The 14,961-nt window shown below is 66.8% G+C and carries 7 protein-coding genes and 1 pseudogene; all 8 read right to left on the minus strand.

Annotated features, from left to right (window positions below):
- Positions 1-264 (minus strand): annotated as a pseudogene (locus tag DIE04_RS19420) (c-type cytochrome biogenesis protein CcsB); the annotation flags it as partial.
- 183 nt (positions 265-447) lie between these two features.
- Positions 448-1,128, minus strand: a complete 681-nt coding sequence (locus DIE04_RS19425) for a cytochrome c (RefSeq protein WP_124487383.1) — start codon at positions 1,126-1,128, stop codon at positions 448-450.
- A gap of 43 nt (positions 1,129-1,171) precedes the next feature.
- Positions 1,172-2,557, minus strand: a complete 1,386-nt coding sequence (locus tag DIE04_RS19430; RefSeq protein WP_185500384.1) for a cytochrome C — start codon at positions 2,555-2,557, stop codon at positions 1,172-1,174.
- A gap of 149 nt (positions 2,558-2,706) precedes the next feature.
- A complete protein-coding gene (locus DIE04_RS19435) occupies positions 2,707-4,431 on the minus strand; it encodes a c-type cytochrome (RefSeq protein ID WP_185500385.1) in 1,725 nt (574 codons plus the stop codon).
- Positions 4,428-5,246, minus strand: coding sequence for a hypothetical protein (locus tag DIE04_RS19440; RefSeq protein ID WP_124487384.1), 819 nt, complete (start codon positions 5,244-5,246; stop codon positions 4,428-4,430). The genes DIE04_RS19435 and DIE04_RS19440 overlap by 4 nt, the downstream gene beginning before the upstream one ends.
- 27 nt (positions 5,247-5,273) lie before the next feature.
- Positions 5,274-6,098: an outer membrane lipoprotein-sorting protein gene (locus DIE04_RS19445; RefSeq protein WP_409333456.1), complete on the minus strand. Its 825-nt coding sequence runs from the start codon at positions 6,096-6,098 to the stop codon at positions 5,274-5,276.
- Positions 6,099-6,140: 42 nt separating this feature from the next.
- A complete protein-coding gene (locus DIE04_RS30400) occupies positions 6,141-6,467 on the minus strand; it encodes a hypothetical protein (RefSeq protein WP_409333457.1) in 327 nt (108 codons plus the stop codon).
- A 193-nt stretch (positions 6,468-6,660) separates the two neighbouring features.
- Entirely contained in the window at positions 6,661-14,949 is an 8,289-nt protein-coding gene (locus tag DIE04_RS19455) for an Ig-like domain-containing protein (RefSeq protein ID WP_185500386.1), read from the minus strand.
- Positions 14,950-14,961: the final 12 nt, after the last annotated feature.

The following is a 14,961-nucleotide window of genomic DNA, read 5'->3' on the forward strand; positions in this document are numbered from 1 at the left end:
CAGCCGCGCGGGCTTCCAGCGCCAGCCGAGCACGACGAGCGCCGGCACGGTGCCGATCATCACCGCCTTGTCGTAGTCATTCATGTGTTCGTTGTAATGCACGAACGCATGGCCTGCGCCCGCCACGAGTGCCAGGGCGAACAGCCAGTCGATGACCGACCGGCGTGCGAGGAACGGACGGTCGTCGCCCGGCCCGCACGCGCGAACCGCGGCCGGCGCGCGAAGTCGTCGAGGCAGCCGATACAGTGACGCGGCAACGGACATCATGCCGCCGCGTGACGATTGAATGGCTTTCATGAGCGTCACCAGGATGGAACCATCGGATGCAAATAAAAAGAGGCGCCCCGCCCCGGGGGAGACGAGACACCTAAACGATCGCCGCCGGCGCCGCTCGTCTGCCCGCCCCGCGGCACCTGCCGCATGTGACGCCGGTTCGGCGCCGGCGGCTCATTGCTCGACCGACGGGCTCGCCGGGCTCGCCGGAGCGTCGGCTTCCGGCGGAAAGGCCTCGACATAGGCCGCGACCGCGCGCATTTCCTGCTCGGTCATGTTCGCGCACACCCCCTTCATCACCGCACCGCGTGGGCGCGTGTCGGTTTCCCGGAAAACCCTCAGCTGCTTCAGCACGTAGTCCGCGTGCTGGCCGGCGAGCCGGGGAAACCCGGTCATGCCCTCGCCATGCTGGCCATGACAGCCGACACAGGCCGACACGCCCTTGTCCGGCAGTCCCGATACGAAGATCGCCTTCCCCGCGTCGAGCAGCAGCCGATCGCCGACCTCGCCGAGCACCGCCGGCTGGCTCGAGAAATAATCCGCGAGCTGGTCGATCTGCGCATCGGTCAGATGCGTGAAGCCCCACATGTAGCGCTTCGCATTCGGATCGGCGCGCGCGTGATGCTTGAAGTCGGTCAACTGGTCGACGAGGTATTCCTTGCGTTGCCCGGCGAGCTTCGGAAACATCGGCGATACCGACACGCCGGTCGCGCCATGGCAGTTCGAGCACACCTGCAATGCAATGGTCTTGCCCGACACGGCCGGATTGTCGACTTCCCGCGACCGCTCCAGGTCGTGACAACCCGATGCCGCCAGCACCAGCGCAAGCCAAGCGAAATGGGTCACCTTGTTCATGTCAGCGCTCTCCCTGCCGCAATGTCCGTCGCCCCGCCGGGTGTCAGAATGAAGCCAGCCATAGATAGATGAACAGCGTGTCGTTGTCCCTTGCATTGCGTCCGTTGCCGTCGTAGTTGGTCGTCGCGCCGAGGAACTTGGTGAAGTGCGTGTACTGGATACCGATTCGCACGTGCTGATCAGGTATCCAGAATATTTCCGGCGTCCACCCCTGCGTATTCGGATGGAAGTTCGCGCTCGCCGCATAGGCGGCGCTGTCCGCAGTCCCCGTCGTATTGAAGAACGACAGGCTGACGCCGTACTTCGACTGGTAGATGTACGACGCCTTGAGCCGCAACGAATTCAGGTTCGCCGCCGTGTTGTCGCTCACGACGAAGTTGTTCGGATCGTGAATGTTCTCGCGCACGTAGCGCGCCTGCGCGGTGATCGTGTGCGGCTCCAGCAGGTACTGGTACTGCGTGTCGAAACCGTAGTCGCGATAGCGCGTCACGCCCGTGCCGAAGATCGGGAAACTGTTCGGGTCGTTCGGATAGACGTTGACGCTCAGCCCGAACGCGCCGACCATCAGGCTGTGCGGCCCCCATTCGCGCGTCAGCGCGATGCGCGCATACGGGTTGTAGCCGCGCAGATAGACCTGCGGGTGGTCCGGGTTGCCCGCGTGGTTACCCTTGCTCAGGAACGACCAGATGCCGTCGGCGGTGCTGTAGGCGGTCAGCTCCGCATAGACCGTCTTGTTCCAGTACAGGTACCCGCCCATGCCGACGACCTGCATCGCGAGACCGCCCTCGATGATCGGCGTGACCGGAACGCCGGCCACCGGGCTGATCGCCGAGCCGATGTACGGATAGCTCCAGGCCGGCGCGGTATTGAATACATCCTGCACGGTCGGGTTGTTGTGGAGCGTCAGGCCGAGGATCAGATCGTTGGCCGGAGACATGATCCGGTCGACGAAGCGAAAGTCGGTGTTGTCCGATGCCCACCAGCCTTTCCATTTTCCGTTGGCATCCTGATGATCGTAGTTCGCATAGGTGAACTGTGCGAACCCGCCGAGATGGTCGGTGATCTTCCCGGCGAGGAACACGCTCGCGAAGTCGAAGATCGGCAGGCCGTTCTTCGGCGTGACCGGATTGCCGCTGGCGTCGCTGTTGGCTCGCGTCTTGCTCATGTCGGCGACGGCCATCGCCGCGAGCGGAATCGTGCGCTCGCCCAACGTATAACCGTTCAGCTTGAACATGCGCCCGTACGGCGTCAGTTCGGGAAACTGGCCGCCGGCGTGACACGCGACGCAACTTTGCCCGGTCTGGCGCGCGAAGATCGGCAGCGCCTGCCCGACGGACGCGTGCAGCAACGCGAGCGCCACGATCACGATCATCCAGCCGCGATGCGCCCGGCGATGACGCGTGTCATGCCCGACAAGAAACGTTGTCATGGCGGTTTCCCTCCTCACGCCGTGTGGCCCGCGCTGCGCCGGAACGTCGCGCGATGCCTTCATTGTGCGAAGCGTCCGCGAGACCCGGCATGGGGAGATTTCCTCCATTCGCGGTCTGATTCCTACTCCATCTCGACGCGCGCGGCCGCTCAGGGAACGATCCAGCCTCCGTCGGCGGCAAGCTTCGCGCGATCCGGCCCGGCGAACCGCGCGATATAGCCGCCCTTCGACGCGAAGCGCTGCCCGGGCGCGAGCGTCAGGCGCGGGTAGTAGCCGGTCAGGATGCGACGTTCGAGCATGTCCTCGATGCGCTCGACGAGATACTCGCCCACGAACGCATCGACCAGATGCTTCAGCGTCTCGGCGAGCAGGCCGCATGCGAGATACGTGTCGGCCTGCACCTGCGGCGCGACCATCGGGATGTGCCGGATCGTGAACCAGCCGAACGCGTAGTCGACGCGCACGCGCCGCCCTTCGGGCAAGTCGAACGGATAGGCGACGCGCGTCACGCCGCGCCAGCGCGTCGGCAGCGGCGTGCTGTCGAGCCCGCCGAGCAGCCCCGACATGAACACCGTGTCCGACGCGGGCGGCACATGCTCGAGCGCCGCGAGGTCGGGTGGCCGCAGCCACAGCACGAGTGCATCGTCGCGCGGCATCCCGTGCAACGCATGTGCGACATCCTCGTGAGGCGCAAGCGCACGGTTCGACACCGCGATGCCGTGCGCCTTCAGCGCGGCGGCCAGCGCCTGTGCGCCCCGCTCGCCGTTGTCGCCCGCGCGATAGACCTGCCTGACCGTCTTCACCGGCCGTGCACCGGCTTCGTCCAGGATGCGCTTCGCGATCAGGTCCGACTCGAGCAGCACGCCGCGCGAGAAGTACACGGAATAGAAATCGTGATCGGTCTCGACGGGCACCTCGACGTTCGGAAACAGGCACGGCACGGCCTGCTGTTCGCAGAAGTCGTGAACGGGCGCCCAGTTCCTGCCGCCGAGCCCCGACACGACGGCCAGGACCGGCTGTCGCGCGAAATACTGCCTGAGCTGCTCATGCCACGTGTCGGGCGGGCCGGTGAGCGACCAGACGTGCAGCTCCCAGCGCCGATTGACCATGAACATCATTTTTCGCGTCGAGCGCAGCGGCGGCGTCGCGCCGATCGGAAACGCGTTCTTGTCCGCGAAGTAGTGCTGCAGGACGTCGAGCATGCCCGCCCGCTTCACCGGGTCCGCATCGGACGTGACGATCGTCGCGAAATGCAGCACCGTGTCGGTCACGCCCGACGGCCGGCGGCGATCGAGGCGCTTCAGATAGGCCGTCAGCGCAGCCATGTCGGCATCGCCGAGCGCGTACTGCGGCATCAGCCTGCCGAGCGGCTGGCCATCCGGGGCGGTCCCGTCGCGCACGGCCCGCGCGAGCCGTTCCTCCGTGTACGGTTCGCGATCGGTGCGCATGCCGGCAACGTACGGGATGTCGAGATCCTCGTCGGTTTGCGCGCGCGGATGCGCCAGATAGCGCCACGTGATCGGCGGGACCGTGTTGTTGCCTTCCTTCGAACCGAGGCCGCTGCGCCGGTGGCAATTGATGCAGGCGGCCGCCGCGCCGCGCAGGCGCACGCCGTCCGGATGCACGGCTTCGAGCGGCGCGCCCGAACCGAGGATGCCGCGCTGGTAGATCGCCTCGCCCGCGTCCGCCCGCGCGACGGGCACGGGCACGGGCGCGACCGGCGCGACGGGCTCGGCGGGCGCCACCTCGTCGCAGCGCGCGTAACCGGCGGGCGCGCACAGCGCGGCCAGCAACATCCAGCGCGCCAGCCGGCGGCTCACGGCAAGCGGACGCGCCGCCACGAGGACGCGCAGCCGCCGCCGGATGCCGTTCATGGCCGTGCCGTCGGCAGGCCGGCACGCGGCGGCGCCGGCGACACGCTCGCATCGATCGCGACCGAACGGCGTCCGCCCGGCGACGCGGGCCGCGTGAAGATCGCATCGTCGAGCGGCGGATTCAGCGACACCTTGTCGATGACCAGCGTGTCCCTGTTCGGGGAAGCCGCCGTACGGCTTTCGATCCTGAACGGGATCTGCAGGCCGTCGACGCCCTTGAAATCGCTGTAGCTCACTTCGACGGTGACCAGGCCGCGCGGGCCGCGCAACTGACGGTCGATCTTCACGTCCAGGAACGTGCGGCCATCGATCCACACATGGCGAACCGCGCCGGAAGGCAGCGTCACCGCGAGGCGGTATGCATCGTGGCCGCCGATCTGGTCGACCCCTTCCAGCGCCACGCCGACGCCCTTCGCGTCGTGATCGATCAGCGGCCCGTCGATCACCTGCTCGTCACGCGCCGACCTGATCTCGTCGCCCGAATACGGCCGCGGACTCGCGCCCAGCTTCCAGCCTTCCCGGCCGTCGAAGACGCGCACACTCTTCTCGTTCAATACCGTCAGCTCGAAGCGCGTCTTGTTTGGCCGCTTCATCGCGAGGACGAACGGCATGTCCCGCACGGGGGCGTTCGCGCTGTCGACATGGCCGAACCAGACCATCGTCCGGACCTTGCGCCATGCGTCGAGCCCGCCCCGCGCGGCGACATTCTTCTCGACGATCTGGTCCGCGGTGAGACCCTGCCCCGGTACCTGCTTGCACGCGCACAAGGCTGCCGCCATGCAGGCGGCGAGCACCCACGATTCGATTCGCTTCATGGCCTCGGTCCTCGCCCAATCGTCCGGCTAGCGGCTCGACACCCTGGCCGCCCCGAGCTGCGGCTTGCCGAACGACGCATCGTCCACCGGCTGATTCACCGCCACGTGATCGATCGTCAACTTGTGCGTGCCCTTCACGCCGGCAACGGCCGTCTCGAGCGTGTGCGGCACGACGATTCCCCCCTCCTTGCGGAAGTCGCGGAAGAACACGGAGACGCCGTGCGTCCTGCCGTCGAGCACGCGCGGCTCGCCGTCGATCTTCAGCTCGAGGAACGTGGCCGCATCGATCCACACGCGACGCTCCGCGCGCTCTTTCGTCGTCACTTTCAACACGTAGGCGCGATGCCCTTCCACCGTTTCCGAGCCGATCAACTGAACCGTGCTGCCCTTGCTCGCGTAATCGACGAGCGGCCCGTCCAGTTCCGCGGACTGCGCCGCCGACTTCGCCTCGGCCGGCGTATAGGGCTCGACTTCGTCACGGCCGAGGAACGGCCGGACTTTCCAGCCCTGCGCACCGTCATAGACCTGGAACGCCGTCTGCCCGTTGAAGCGGACTTCGAAGCGACTCTTGTGCGGACGCTTCATCGTCATCACGAACGGCAGCGCGGTGTTCTTCTTGCCGCCGGCCTCCATCAGCCCCGACATCGTCAGCGTGTTGACCGTGCGCCACGCTTGCAGCCCGCCGCGCGCCGCCACGTTGCGCTCGACGATCTGCGCGGCGCTCGCTTGCCCCGCCGATGCTGCCTTGGCCTGGGCGGTGCCTGCCGCCGAGGCCGCGATCGAGTCGGGCGCCAGCGCAAGCAAACCCGCCAATGAGACCGCCCCCATTGCTACCGAAAGAAACCGGGTCATGAGTCTTCTCCTGTTCCCGTGCCGCGCATCGCGGCCGCATCGTCATTCGACCAGCAGCCCGTCGATATGCAACGATCCGATGATCACGTTCACGCGTTCGCCGACCTTGACGACGTTGCCCTTGTTCGAAAACACCATCCAGTATTCCCGGCCGGCTTCGAGCCGGCCGCTTTGCCGCAACTGGCCAATCTTGTCCATCACCGGCACCTCGAGCAGCGCGTGACTCGTCTGCCCGTACAGATACGGTGTCGCGCTCCTGTCGGCTAGCCGCTTCGCCGCGGCCGGATCGGTCACGCGGTAGCTGAAACGAATCAGGTTGTCCGATGTGATGCGGTGCACCTTCAGGTTGTCGATCCCCCTCGTCATCATGTAGTAGGTTCTCGCGCGCCGCGGAAGGTCCGGCCGGTATGGCGAATGCTTCGCACCGGCGCCGGGCGTAGCGGGCGCGCCCTGCTGCGCCGCGGCCGGCTCTGCGACGGCTGCGGCGGCGAGGCAGGCGGCGACGGCGTAAAGCGCCGCTCGCCTGCACGGCAAACGTGAACGGATCATGGCCCCCTCCCCTTCAAGGTCGATTCAGCGCCGCGCCGAACCCAAGCGGATTGTTTGGCAAGCCGCCCACGACACCGGCCGGCGCGGTCGGCGCCGCCAGCGGAGCGATCGGCAGGCCGCCCACGGCGCCGGCCGGCACGTTCGGCACCGCGAGCGGAGGGATCGGCAGGCCGCCCACCACGTCGGTCAGCACCGTGCCGAGCGCCAGCGGATCGATCGGCAGACCGCCCACGATGCCGGACGGCAGGAACTCGACCGCACCGATGTCGTACTTCCCCTGTTGCGGACGCGTCGTGCCGAAGAAATCATGATTCGGCGCACCCGCCTGCGTTCCCGCGTTGATCGCGGGCGAACCTGCGCGCGGCGAGTAGTTGCCGAGCAGCACGCCATACCCGGCGCTACCTGACGCGATCGACATGTTGAACAGCGACAGCGGGCCGTACGACATGTTGATCCACTGATTGCCCTCGTCCGGCACCGCCGATGGCAGCAGGCTGAACAGCGGGTTCGGAAGCACCGTGTCCGAGATGCCGGGCGGCACCGCGAAGCCGTTTCCGCCTCCTTCCGGCGGCACGCGCGCGCCATTGCAGTACTGGCTCACGACCGACGGGTTGGCCCCGCTGTTGTTCGCGCCCGGGTAGTCGCCCGCATCGGTCAGGATCGAGTACTGCGGGCTCAGCTTGAGACCCGACTGATGGTTGCCCGGGCCCGTGTCGCCATACGCACCGATGTCCCAATAAACCGCGTTCGGATCGCAATAGCCCGTCGCATGCCCGGCCTGGTTCAACGTCGGGTTCAGCGCAACCGTGTTCTGCAGCCCGGGTATGTTCGGATTCACTCCGGACACCGTGATGAAGAACGTACGGTTCTGCCAGAACACGTTGTTGGTCAGGATCGGGTTCGAGAACGTCGTGCAGTTCGGCAGACCCGCCGGACACGCGACGCCGGGCGCGGTGAACGCGGCGATGAAGTTCGCCGTATGCCGCGCGGTCTCGAGTCCGGCCGGCTGGTACGTCGACGTCGTGATCGGATTGCACGTCGTTTGCGCGCCGACCGTGGTGCAGTTCGGCGGCCCGACGTTCGCCTGGGTGGCCGCATCCGTGTTGAACAGCACGCCGGCGGACGCCGTCGCGTCGTTCGACATCACGGTGTTGTTGACGAAGCTCACGCGCACCGCGTCCTGCAGCGACACGCCGCCGCCGCCCCAGCCCGCCACGTTGTTCGCAATGATGTTGTTGATGACGCGAACCGTGTACCAATTCGCCGCATTGTCGGGGCTGCGCTCCACGTCCGTGCCGTTCACCTGCTGCAGCCGCAACCCGCCGCCCTTGCCGCTCTCCGCCGTGTTACCCATGATCAGGTTGCCGTCGATCACGAGCCGCGGCCCGATACCGTCGGACAGTTGCGGTGCGCAGTCCACGTCGACCGTCGAGTTTTCGCAGAAGGTGCCATCCGGCGGTACGCCCTGGGCGATGATGCCGCCGCCGTAGGTGGGCAGTGTCGGGTTGTTGCTCTGGTTGAACAGCACCCAGTTGTGCGAGATGTCGCCGGCATAGCTGAAGCCGAAGTGCGCGACGCCTCCGCCGTCGCCGCTGCTCATGTTGCCGCACACCCAGTTGTAGTTGAAGTGATAGTTGTCGGCGCCCGAGCAGAACACCACGCCTCCGGCCGACGACGGCGTGCTCGAATTGATTTCGTCGCCGTACGCCGCGTTCGACGTCACCGAGTTGTGATGCACGTTCACGGCCTTGTTGAAGCCGAACGGAAGCTGCGTGATGCCGTCGGCCGCGATCGTGCCGTCCGGGACCTCGACCTGGCCGACCGAGATGCCGCCGGAAAGCGTGCCCGCGTTCGCGAACACCCGGTTGTTCGACACCTCCATCAGATGGTTCCAGCCGTGCAGGAAAATCCCGCCGCCGCCTTGCGAGCTGTTCGTGACCGTGATGCCGTCGATGCGCGACGGATTGCACAGGAAGTTGCTCGGGTTATTCCGGCAATCCGGCGGGTTCGGCTGGAACCGCGTCGGGCCCGTGAGCGGCACGCAAATGCCGTTCGCGGTGCAGTTCGGGTCGGGTTGCGGCACGCCGCCCACCAGCACGTCCCGCACGCCCTTGCCGAGCACCGTGATGCCCGCGCCTTCGTACGCGCCCATCAGCGTCGGCTCGAGCAGCATTTCGCCAAGGTTGCCGTTCAGGTTCGAGTCCCACCCCACGGTCGGCTCGAACGGGATCGGGTCCACCTTGCGCTGCATCGCCGTCGGGCACGTGTACGTGCCGGTCGGATCGAACGGGTTCGATGCCGAGATCATCGCGCCGTTCATTGCGACACCGAACAGGCAGTCGACCTTCCTGCGCCACGCGTCCATCTTGCCCGACGGATGCGTGTTCGCGTTGATCACGACCGACGGGGCGCCGACGCCCTGCAGCCGCACCGGCTTCCACATCACGACCATTTCGTTGTAGGTGCCCGGACCGACGATGATCAGGTCGCCCGGGGTCGCGTTGTCGATCGCGGTCTGGATCGCGTCGTTGGTCGCGTTCTCGCCGTTCACGTAAGTCGGCGCCTTGCCGCCCACCGTCACGGTGACCGTATCGATCGTGTTCTTGCCGCTGGCGGTCGTGACGACCAGTTCGCCGCACGACGCCGGCGTCAGCACGCCGCGCTGGTCGACGGTGCAACTCGAGCCGATCAGCGGCGTGACGACGACATGGATCTCCGAGTCGGTCCACGACTGCACTGAAGCTACGTGGCCGCCGATCGTGACCTTCCCTTGCGTCGCACCGAAGCCATAGTGGCGCTTGACGAATTTCTGGTTGAACGGCGCGGCGGTCGCGGCTGGCCCGTTGTACGCGTTGTTCGGCACGACCTGGTCGCCGAGCGCCTTGATCGTCAGCTGGTGACCGACCGTGCTGACCCACGGGCCCGCCCCTCCGCCGCTCGAGTCGCCGGTCACGCTGGCGATCGCGGGCGTGCCGTCCGGGTACGCACAGTCAGGCGGGTTGTAGCCGGACGCAAACGCCTGCACCGGCACCACCGGCGTGTCCATGTACTGGGTCTGTCCGGGCATGAACGGGATCTCGTAGCAGAACTGGCTGTATGCCGGGTTGAACATCGGATCGCGGATCGTCTTCCCCGGATGCGCCGGGTCGGGCATGTCCGGATCGTTCATGCACGCGACCATCATCGTCGGCGCGTAGCCGGTCGGGTTCGGCGGGTTGACCTGCCACGTCGAATAGTTCAGCCCGTTGAAGATGCCCCACGAATCCGAATACGTACGCGCCACTTCATTGCCGGCGAAGTCCTTCATCGAGATCGGCACGTTCGGCACCGCGAACTTCTCGCCGAACTGCGGCGAGTACGGATCGAACTCGGACGAGAAGTCGTCGAGCATGAAGCCGGTGTAGTGCGCGGCGACATGCGTCGAGCTGAACAGCCAGAACTTCGCGAGCACCGACATCTCGTTCGTGAGCGTGACTTCCTTGCGGTCGCACAGGTGCCGCGAGGCACCCGCGAACGGCGCGACCTCCTTCGAGCCCGGGAACAGGCTGATGTAGTCCGGCACGATGCGCAGCGCGCCGACGCACGGCCAGAAGGTCTCGACACTGCCCGTGTCGCCTTCGTGCCGCGGTGTCGAACCGAGATCGGACGTCGGGTTCTGCGCATTGTTCGGGTTGAAGGTCGAATTCATCGCCGCCTGGTCGGGCAGGATGAAGATGTTGCCGAGGCCGCCGAACTGCTGCGTCACCGGGGCGATGTAGTTGTCGCCGATCAGGATGTTCTTGTCCTCCTCCTTCACGAGCTCGTAGCCCGGCGGCACCACCACCTCGACGACGTATTTCCCGGTCGGCAGCATCTTGGTTCCGTCGCCCGACGGATTCGCCACGCAGATCGTGCAGTTCGTGCCCGTCGGCAGGCCCGTCGACGGATCGCGCGACGTCACGCTCGGGAACTGGTACATCCCGTCGTAGGGCGCCGGCTGCACCTGGTTGAACGCATGCATGCCGTCATAGCACTTGAACTGCGAATTCGCAGGCAACGCGCGATGCGTCGGGTCGAGCCACTGAGGGCTGTTCTTCAACGTATAGAAGAACGGGTCGCTCGCCTCCTGCCCCGGGCAGTTCATGTTCGGAATGCCGTCGGAGCGGAAGCCCTGCGCCCAGTCGTCCCAGCTGCTCGTCTTCGTCGTGTCGACGAGCGCGAGCGTCGTCGTACCGTCCGTCGCCGTATCCTCCCGGTACAGGTTGACCGTCACGTTCGGAATGTTCGGCGTCCAGCTCGTGTGAATCAGCAGCGCCGGGTCGTCGAACGGCCGCGTCGACGCGTAGATCACCTCGCCCTTGATGCCGCCGTTCTCGGTCGGCCCGTACGGCTTCTTGCCGAACTCGATGAACGAATTCTGGCCGGAGAAGCCCTGCCAGCCTTCGGTCGTCACCCACGGCGGGTCGATCCGCGCGGTCGACGGGTTCGTGCCGGACTGGTCGGTGCAATCCGCGTCGTTGCAATACTTGGCGCCCGGCACGCGCAGGTTCGTCGGCAGATGCGCGGTCGAGGATTCGATCGTGTTGGCGAAATTCGCCGCGATGTTCGAGTTGCCGCCGCCAGGCGTGCCGTCGACCGGGCCGCCCGCGTCATACACCACGTGCACGCCCGTCTGTTTGTAGCGCGTCGTGTCGGCTTCGGCCACGTACCAGTTGAACAGCGGGAACACTTCGTTGAATCCGGCGAAGCCGTTCAGGTCCGTGTTGTTGAAATTCGAATAGCTCCCGTCGCGGAAACGGATGTTGGTCGGCACGAGCGTGAGCCCGGGCTCGCTGTCCTGCGACACGCCGTCGCCGTTCTGGTCGAAGAAGGTCCGCGTGTACAGATTCGTGTGCCACTGCAGCACGGGGATATCGCCGAGGTCCTTGGACTGTCCGCCCTTCAATTGCGTCGCCGTCGCCAGCCCGTCGACGATCTGGTCGTTCCACTGATCGAAGACCGTGATGCGGAACGTGCCGTCGGGCAGGCCGCTGATCTTGAACGTGCCGTCGGGATTGCACTTGGTAAAGGCGATGTCCTCGCCGTCGGTATCGCCGACGCTCACGTAGCACTGCGTGAAGCCGAGCGAATCGCGCGAGCCCGAGCCGTACAGGTTCTCGTTCGGCGGACGGCTGTAGTGCAGATTCGTGATCCGGCCGGCGACCGAGTTGTTGCAGATCGCGCCGGCGCATACCACCGGCAGCCGGTCGTTGATGATCTTCGGATTCGCGAAGCCGATCGACACGTGGAAGCCCGCGGGCCCGAACTCCTGGAAGTACGACGGGCCGCCGACCTTGATGAACGCGTCGTGCGCCTTCTGTCCGTCCAGCGTGTTGGTCTGCAGCCATTCCTCGCCGCGGCCGGTCCGGTCGGCGCCCGGCGTCGCGACGACGCCATAGCGTCCCGGCATCAGGTTCGCGATGACCGCCTGGCCGACCAGCGGCGACAGCGTCTTGCCGTCGGACTCGTACTTCGGGCAGGTCGGGATCATGCCGACGAGGCCGTCGGTCGACGTCGTCGAAATCGGGCAGGCGTTCAGGCCCGTGGCGGGATCGCGGGTGCCCTGCAGCGAGTTCGACAGCGGCATGTTGAACATGTCGTAGGTCATCTGCCCGGTGGCGTCGCCGGTGCCGCCGGCATCGTCGAACAGCTTGATCTCGAACCCGCCGAGACCCGGCTCATGCGCGCTGCCGAAGGCATCGTTGCCGCCGCTCACGTCCACTTCGCCGTTGACGGGCGCGTCGTCCTCGAACACGAATACCGAGATCTTCGCGGTCTGCAACGGCGTCTCCTGCACGAGCACGTTGACGTTCTTCTGGGCCGGTGCGATCGGCGCGCCGCCCATCGTATGACCGCAGGTGCCCGTGCCCGGCGCGAAATCCGCGCCGCCGGGGCCCGACGGGCAATCCTTTGAAATGTCGAACTGCCGCATCGCGCCGGTGGGGTTGTTCGGATCGACGGGTTTCGGGGCGCCCCCGCCATTCGAGAAACTGTTACCGGCATCGCCCGGCAGGATCGAGATGTAGTAGTGCTTGGTTGGATCGAGCGACACCTGGCTCGGATCGACCGGCACCTGCTGCGCGGCACTCGTGCGGCATGCGCCGTCGCCGATGTCGCACACCGCGGGCACGTGCGTGTTGGTGGCGGGATCGAACACCGTCTGCCCCGACTCGCACGCAACCGTGCCGACGCAACCCGCCGCGACCACCGGCATGTAGCTCGTATGGAAGCTGGTGCCGAGACTCGGCACCGGCAGCGGCGGACAGTTCGCGGGGCGCGGTGTCGTGTTCACCTGGCAGGCCGGGTCGATCTGGAACGTGCGGTCTTCCTCGATGATCCAGCGGTAGTCGGTGAGCTGCACGGGCGTCTTGCCCGGTGCCGTGCTCGGCCCGTCCAGCACCTTCACGGCGAGCCCGCTGCCGCCCTTGAACGTGACGGCAACGTTCGCCGGGGCGCTCGCCGTGTTCTGCGAGTTGACCGCCGTATACTTGAAGGTCACGCCCGCGGTCGCGGCGCCGACGGGCGGCGCGCTCGGCGTCACGGAGAACGAACCGTCCGCATTCAGCGTGACGGTGCCGCCGCTGACGCTGCCCGGCACCACTGCCGCGGTGAGCGGCAGCCCGCTCGGGTCCGTGTCGTTGACGAGCACGCCCGGCGCGCCGATCTGCAGCCGCGACGCGATGTTGCTCGTGTAGCTGTCGTCGTGAGCGACCGGCGGCCCGGACAGGCAGCCGGCGGCTTGCGTGCACGCGGCCAGCGTCACCATCGCGGTGACCGCGGGATTACCGTTCGCCTGATACACGAAGCTGTCCGACGTCGCACCGGCATTGGGCACGTAGCTGAACGTGCCGTCCGGGTTCAGCGTCACCGTGCCGTTGGCCGGCTTGGTCACGAGCTGCACGCCATAGACGCCGACGTCATTGGCGATCACCCCTTTCCCGGGGTCCGCCACGGTCAGCGTGTTGCCCGCCACGAGGAAGTACTTGTCGGGATTGGCGACGACGTTCTGGCCGCCTCCGCCTGCCGACGGAAGCGCGCCGTTGTTGATGCTGAGATATGCCTGCATGCCGCCGTCGCGCTGGTTGTTGGTGGACAGGCTCAGTTGCCGGTCGAACACCGGCAGCGCGGGCGCATTCAGGCCCGGCGCGGTCATCATCACGTCGTAAGTCTTGCCGGCCGCCAGGAACACGGACGACTGCACGCGCGGATTGCCGGGCAGCGGATTGCCGTCCTCGGCGACGAGCGTGAAGCCGGAGACCTGCGGGGTGCCGGTTTGCGCGCCGACCACCGACGGCACGTGCATCCGCAGGCCCGCGTTGACGAAGCGCAGGAGCACCTGGCCGGTCGACACGGAAGCCCTTGCGGGGAACGACGAGCGGTCAGGATGCGTACGATCGAAAGCGACGCCGTTGATCAGGTAATAACGCGGATCGTAGTTCACGGCCGGCGGATAGCAGGTACCGAACGATGAGGAGTGCGAATCCCCGCAGCCACCGGAAAGGCCGGACCATACCTTGGTTTCGCTGAAGCCGGTCGTCGCCACGGCCGCGGCGACCGCGGCGTTCTGCACCGGATCGATTTCGCTCAGCACGAGCGGGATGTCGGCATCGTATGGCACGCCCGGATATGCGACCGGTCGCGACGTTGCGGACGCCGGCGGCGTGCGCACCACCAGCACGCCGTAAAGGCCCATCGGCCCCTGGATCGACGGATGGGAGCCCGATTCGATCAGGTAGGTGCCGGGGCGCAGGTTGTTCCACGTCAACGCCGTCGTCGCGCCGTGCGCCACTTCGGTCGAGAACGACTGAACCCGCGGCCCTTGCGCGGGCGGCGTAAACGTCGCACCGCTGCCGGTGCCGGCGATCGGCCAGGTCGTCGAGGTCTGGGTCGGATGCACGGGGCTCGGGGTCGACGTCGCCGTCTTGCCGAGACCGCCGCCCAGCTGGCCGACGATCACGAGCGACGTCGGCACGGAGGCCGGCAGACTGTTCGTGAGGTTGATCGTCAGCGACGCGCCGGACGGCACGGTGATCACCACCGGCGACCAGCCCGATCCGGCGCCGGGATTGGCCGCCGCACAGGTTGCCGGCGCCACGGCGGCGGCCGAGCACGTGTAGCCCCACATCGGCACGATCTCGCCGTCGGGCATCGTGGCAGTCACGGCCTTCGCCGTCAGGTTCACGGTCTGGGCGAGCGATGCCTCGCTCGCTGCCAGCAGCATCGACGCGGCGAGGCTCGCCTTGGCCAGGCGGAGAAACGTCGCCTTGAACTGGATGAATCGCATTTCCGTTCTCCC

The sequence above is a fragment of the Burkholderia sp. Bp8994 genome (assembly GCF_003853805.1).
In the GTDB taxonomy this organism is placed as follows: Bacteria; Pseudomonadota; Gammaproteobacteria; order Burkholderiales; family Burkholderiaceae; genus Burkholderia.

Coding starts and splice junctions, on each gene's coding strand:
- DIE04_RS19445 (WP_409333456.1), bottom strand. CDS start 6,098: ATGACCCGGTTTCTTTCGGTAGCAATGGGGGCGGTCTCATTGGCGGGT.
- DIE04_RS30400 (WP_409333457.1), bottom strand. CDS start 6,467: ATGATGACGAGGGGGATCGACAACCTGAAGGTGCACCGCATCACATCG.
- DIE04_RS19455 (WP_185500386.1), bottom strand. CDS start 14,949: ATGCGATTCATCCAGTTCAAGGCGACGTTTCTCCGCCTGGCCAAGGCG.
- DIE04_RS19425 (WP_124487383.1), bottom strand. CDS start 1,128: ATGAACAAGGTGACCCATTTCGCTTGGCTTGCGCTGGTGCTGGCGGCA.
- DIE04_RS19440 (WP_124487384.1), bottom strand. CDS start 5,246: ATGAAGCGAATCGAATCGTGGGTGCTCGCCGCCTGCATGGCGGCAGCC.
- DIE04_RS19435 (WP_185500385.1), bottom strand. CDS start 4,431: ATGAACGGCATCCGGCGGCGGCTGCGCGTCCTCGTGGCGGCGCGTCCG.
- DIE04_RS19430 (WP_185500384.1), bottom strand. CDS start 2,557: ATGACAACGTTTCTTGTCGGGCATGACACGCGTCATCGCCGGGCGCAT.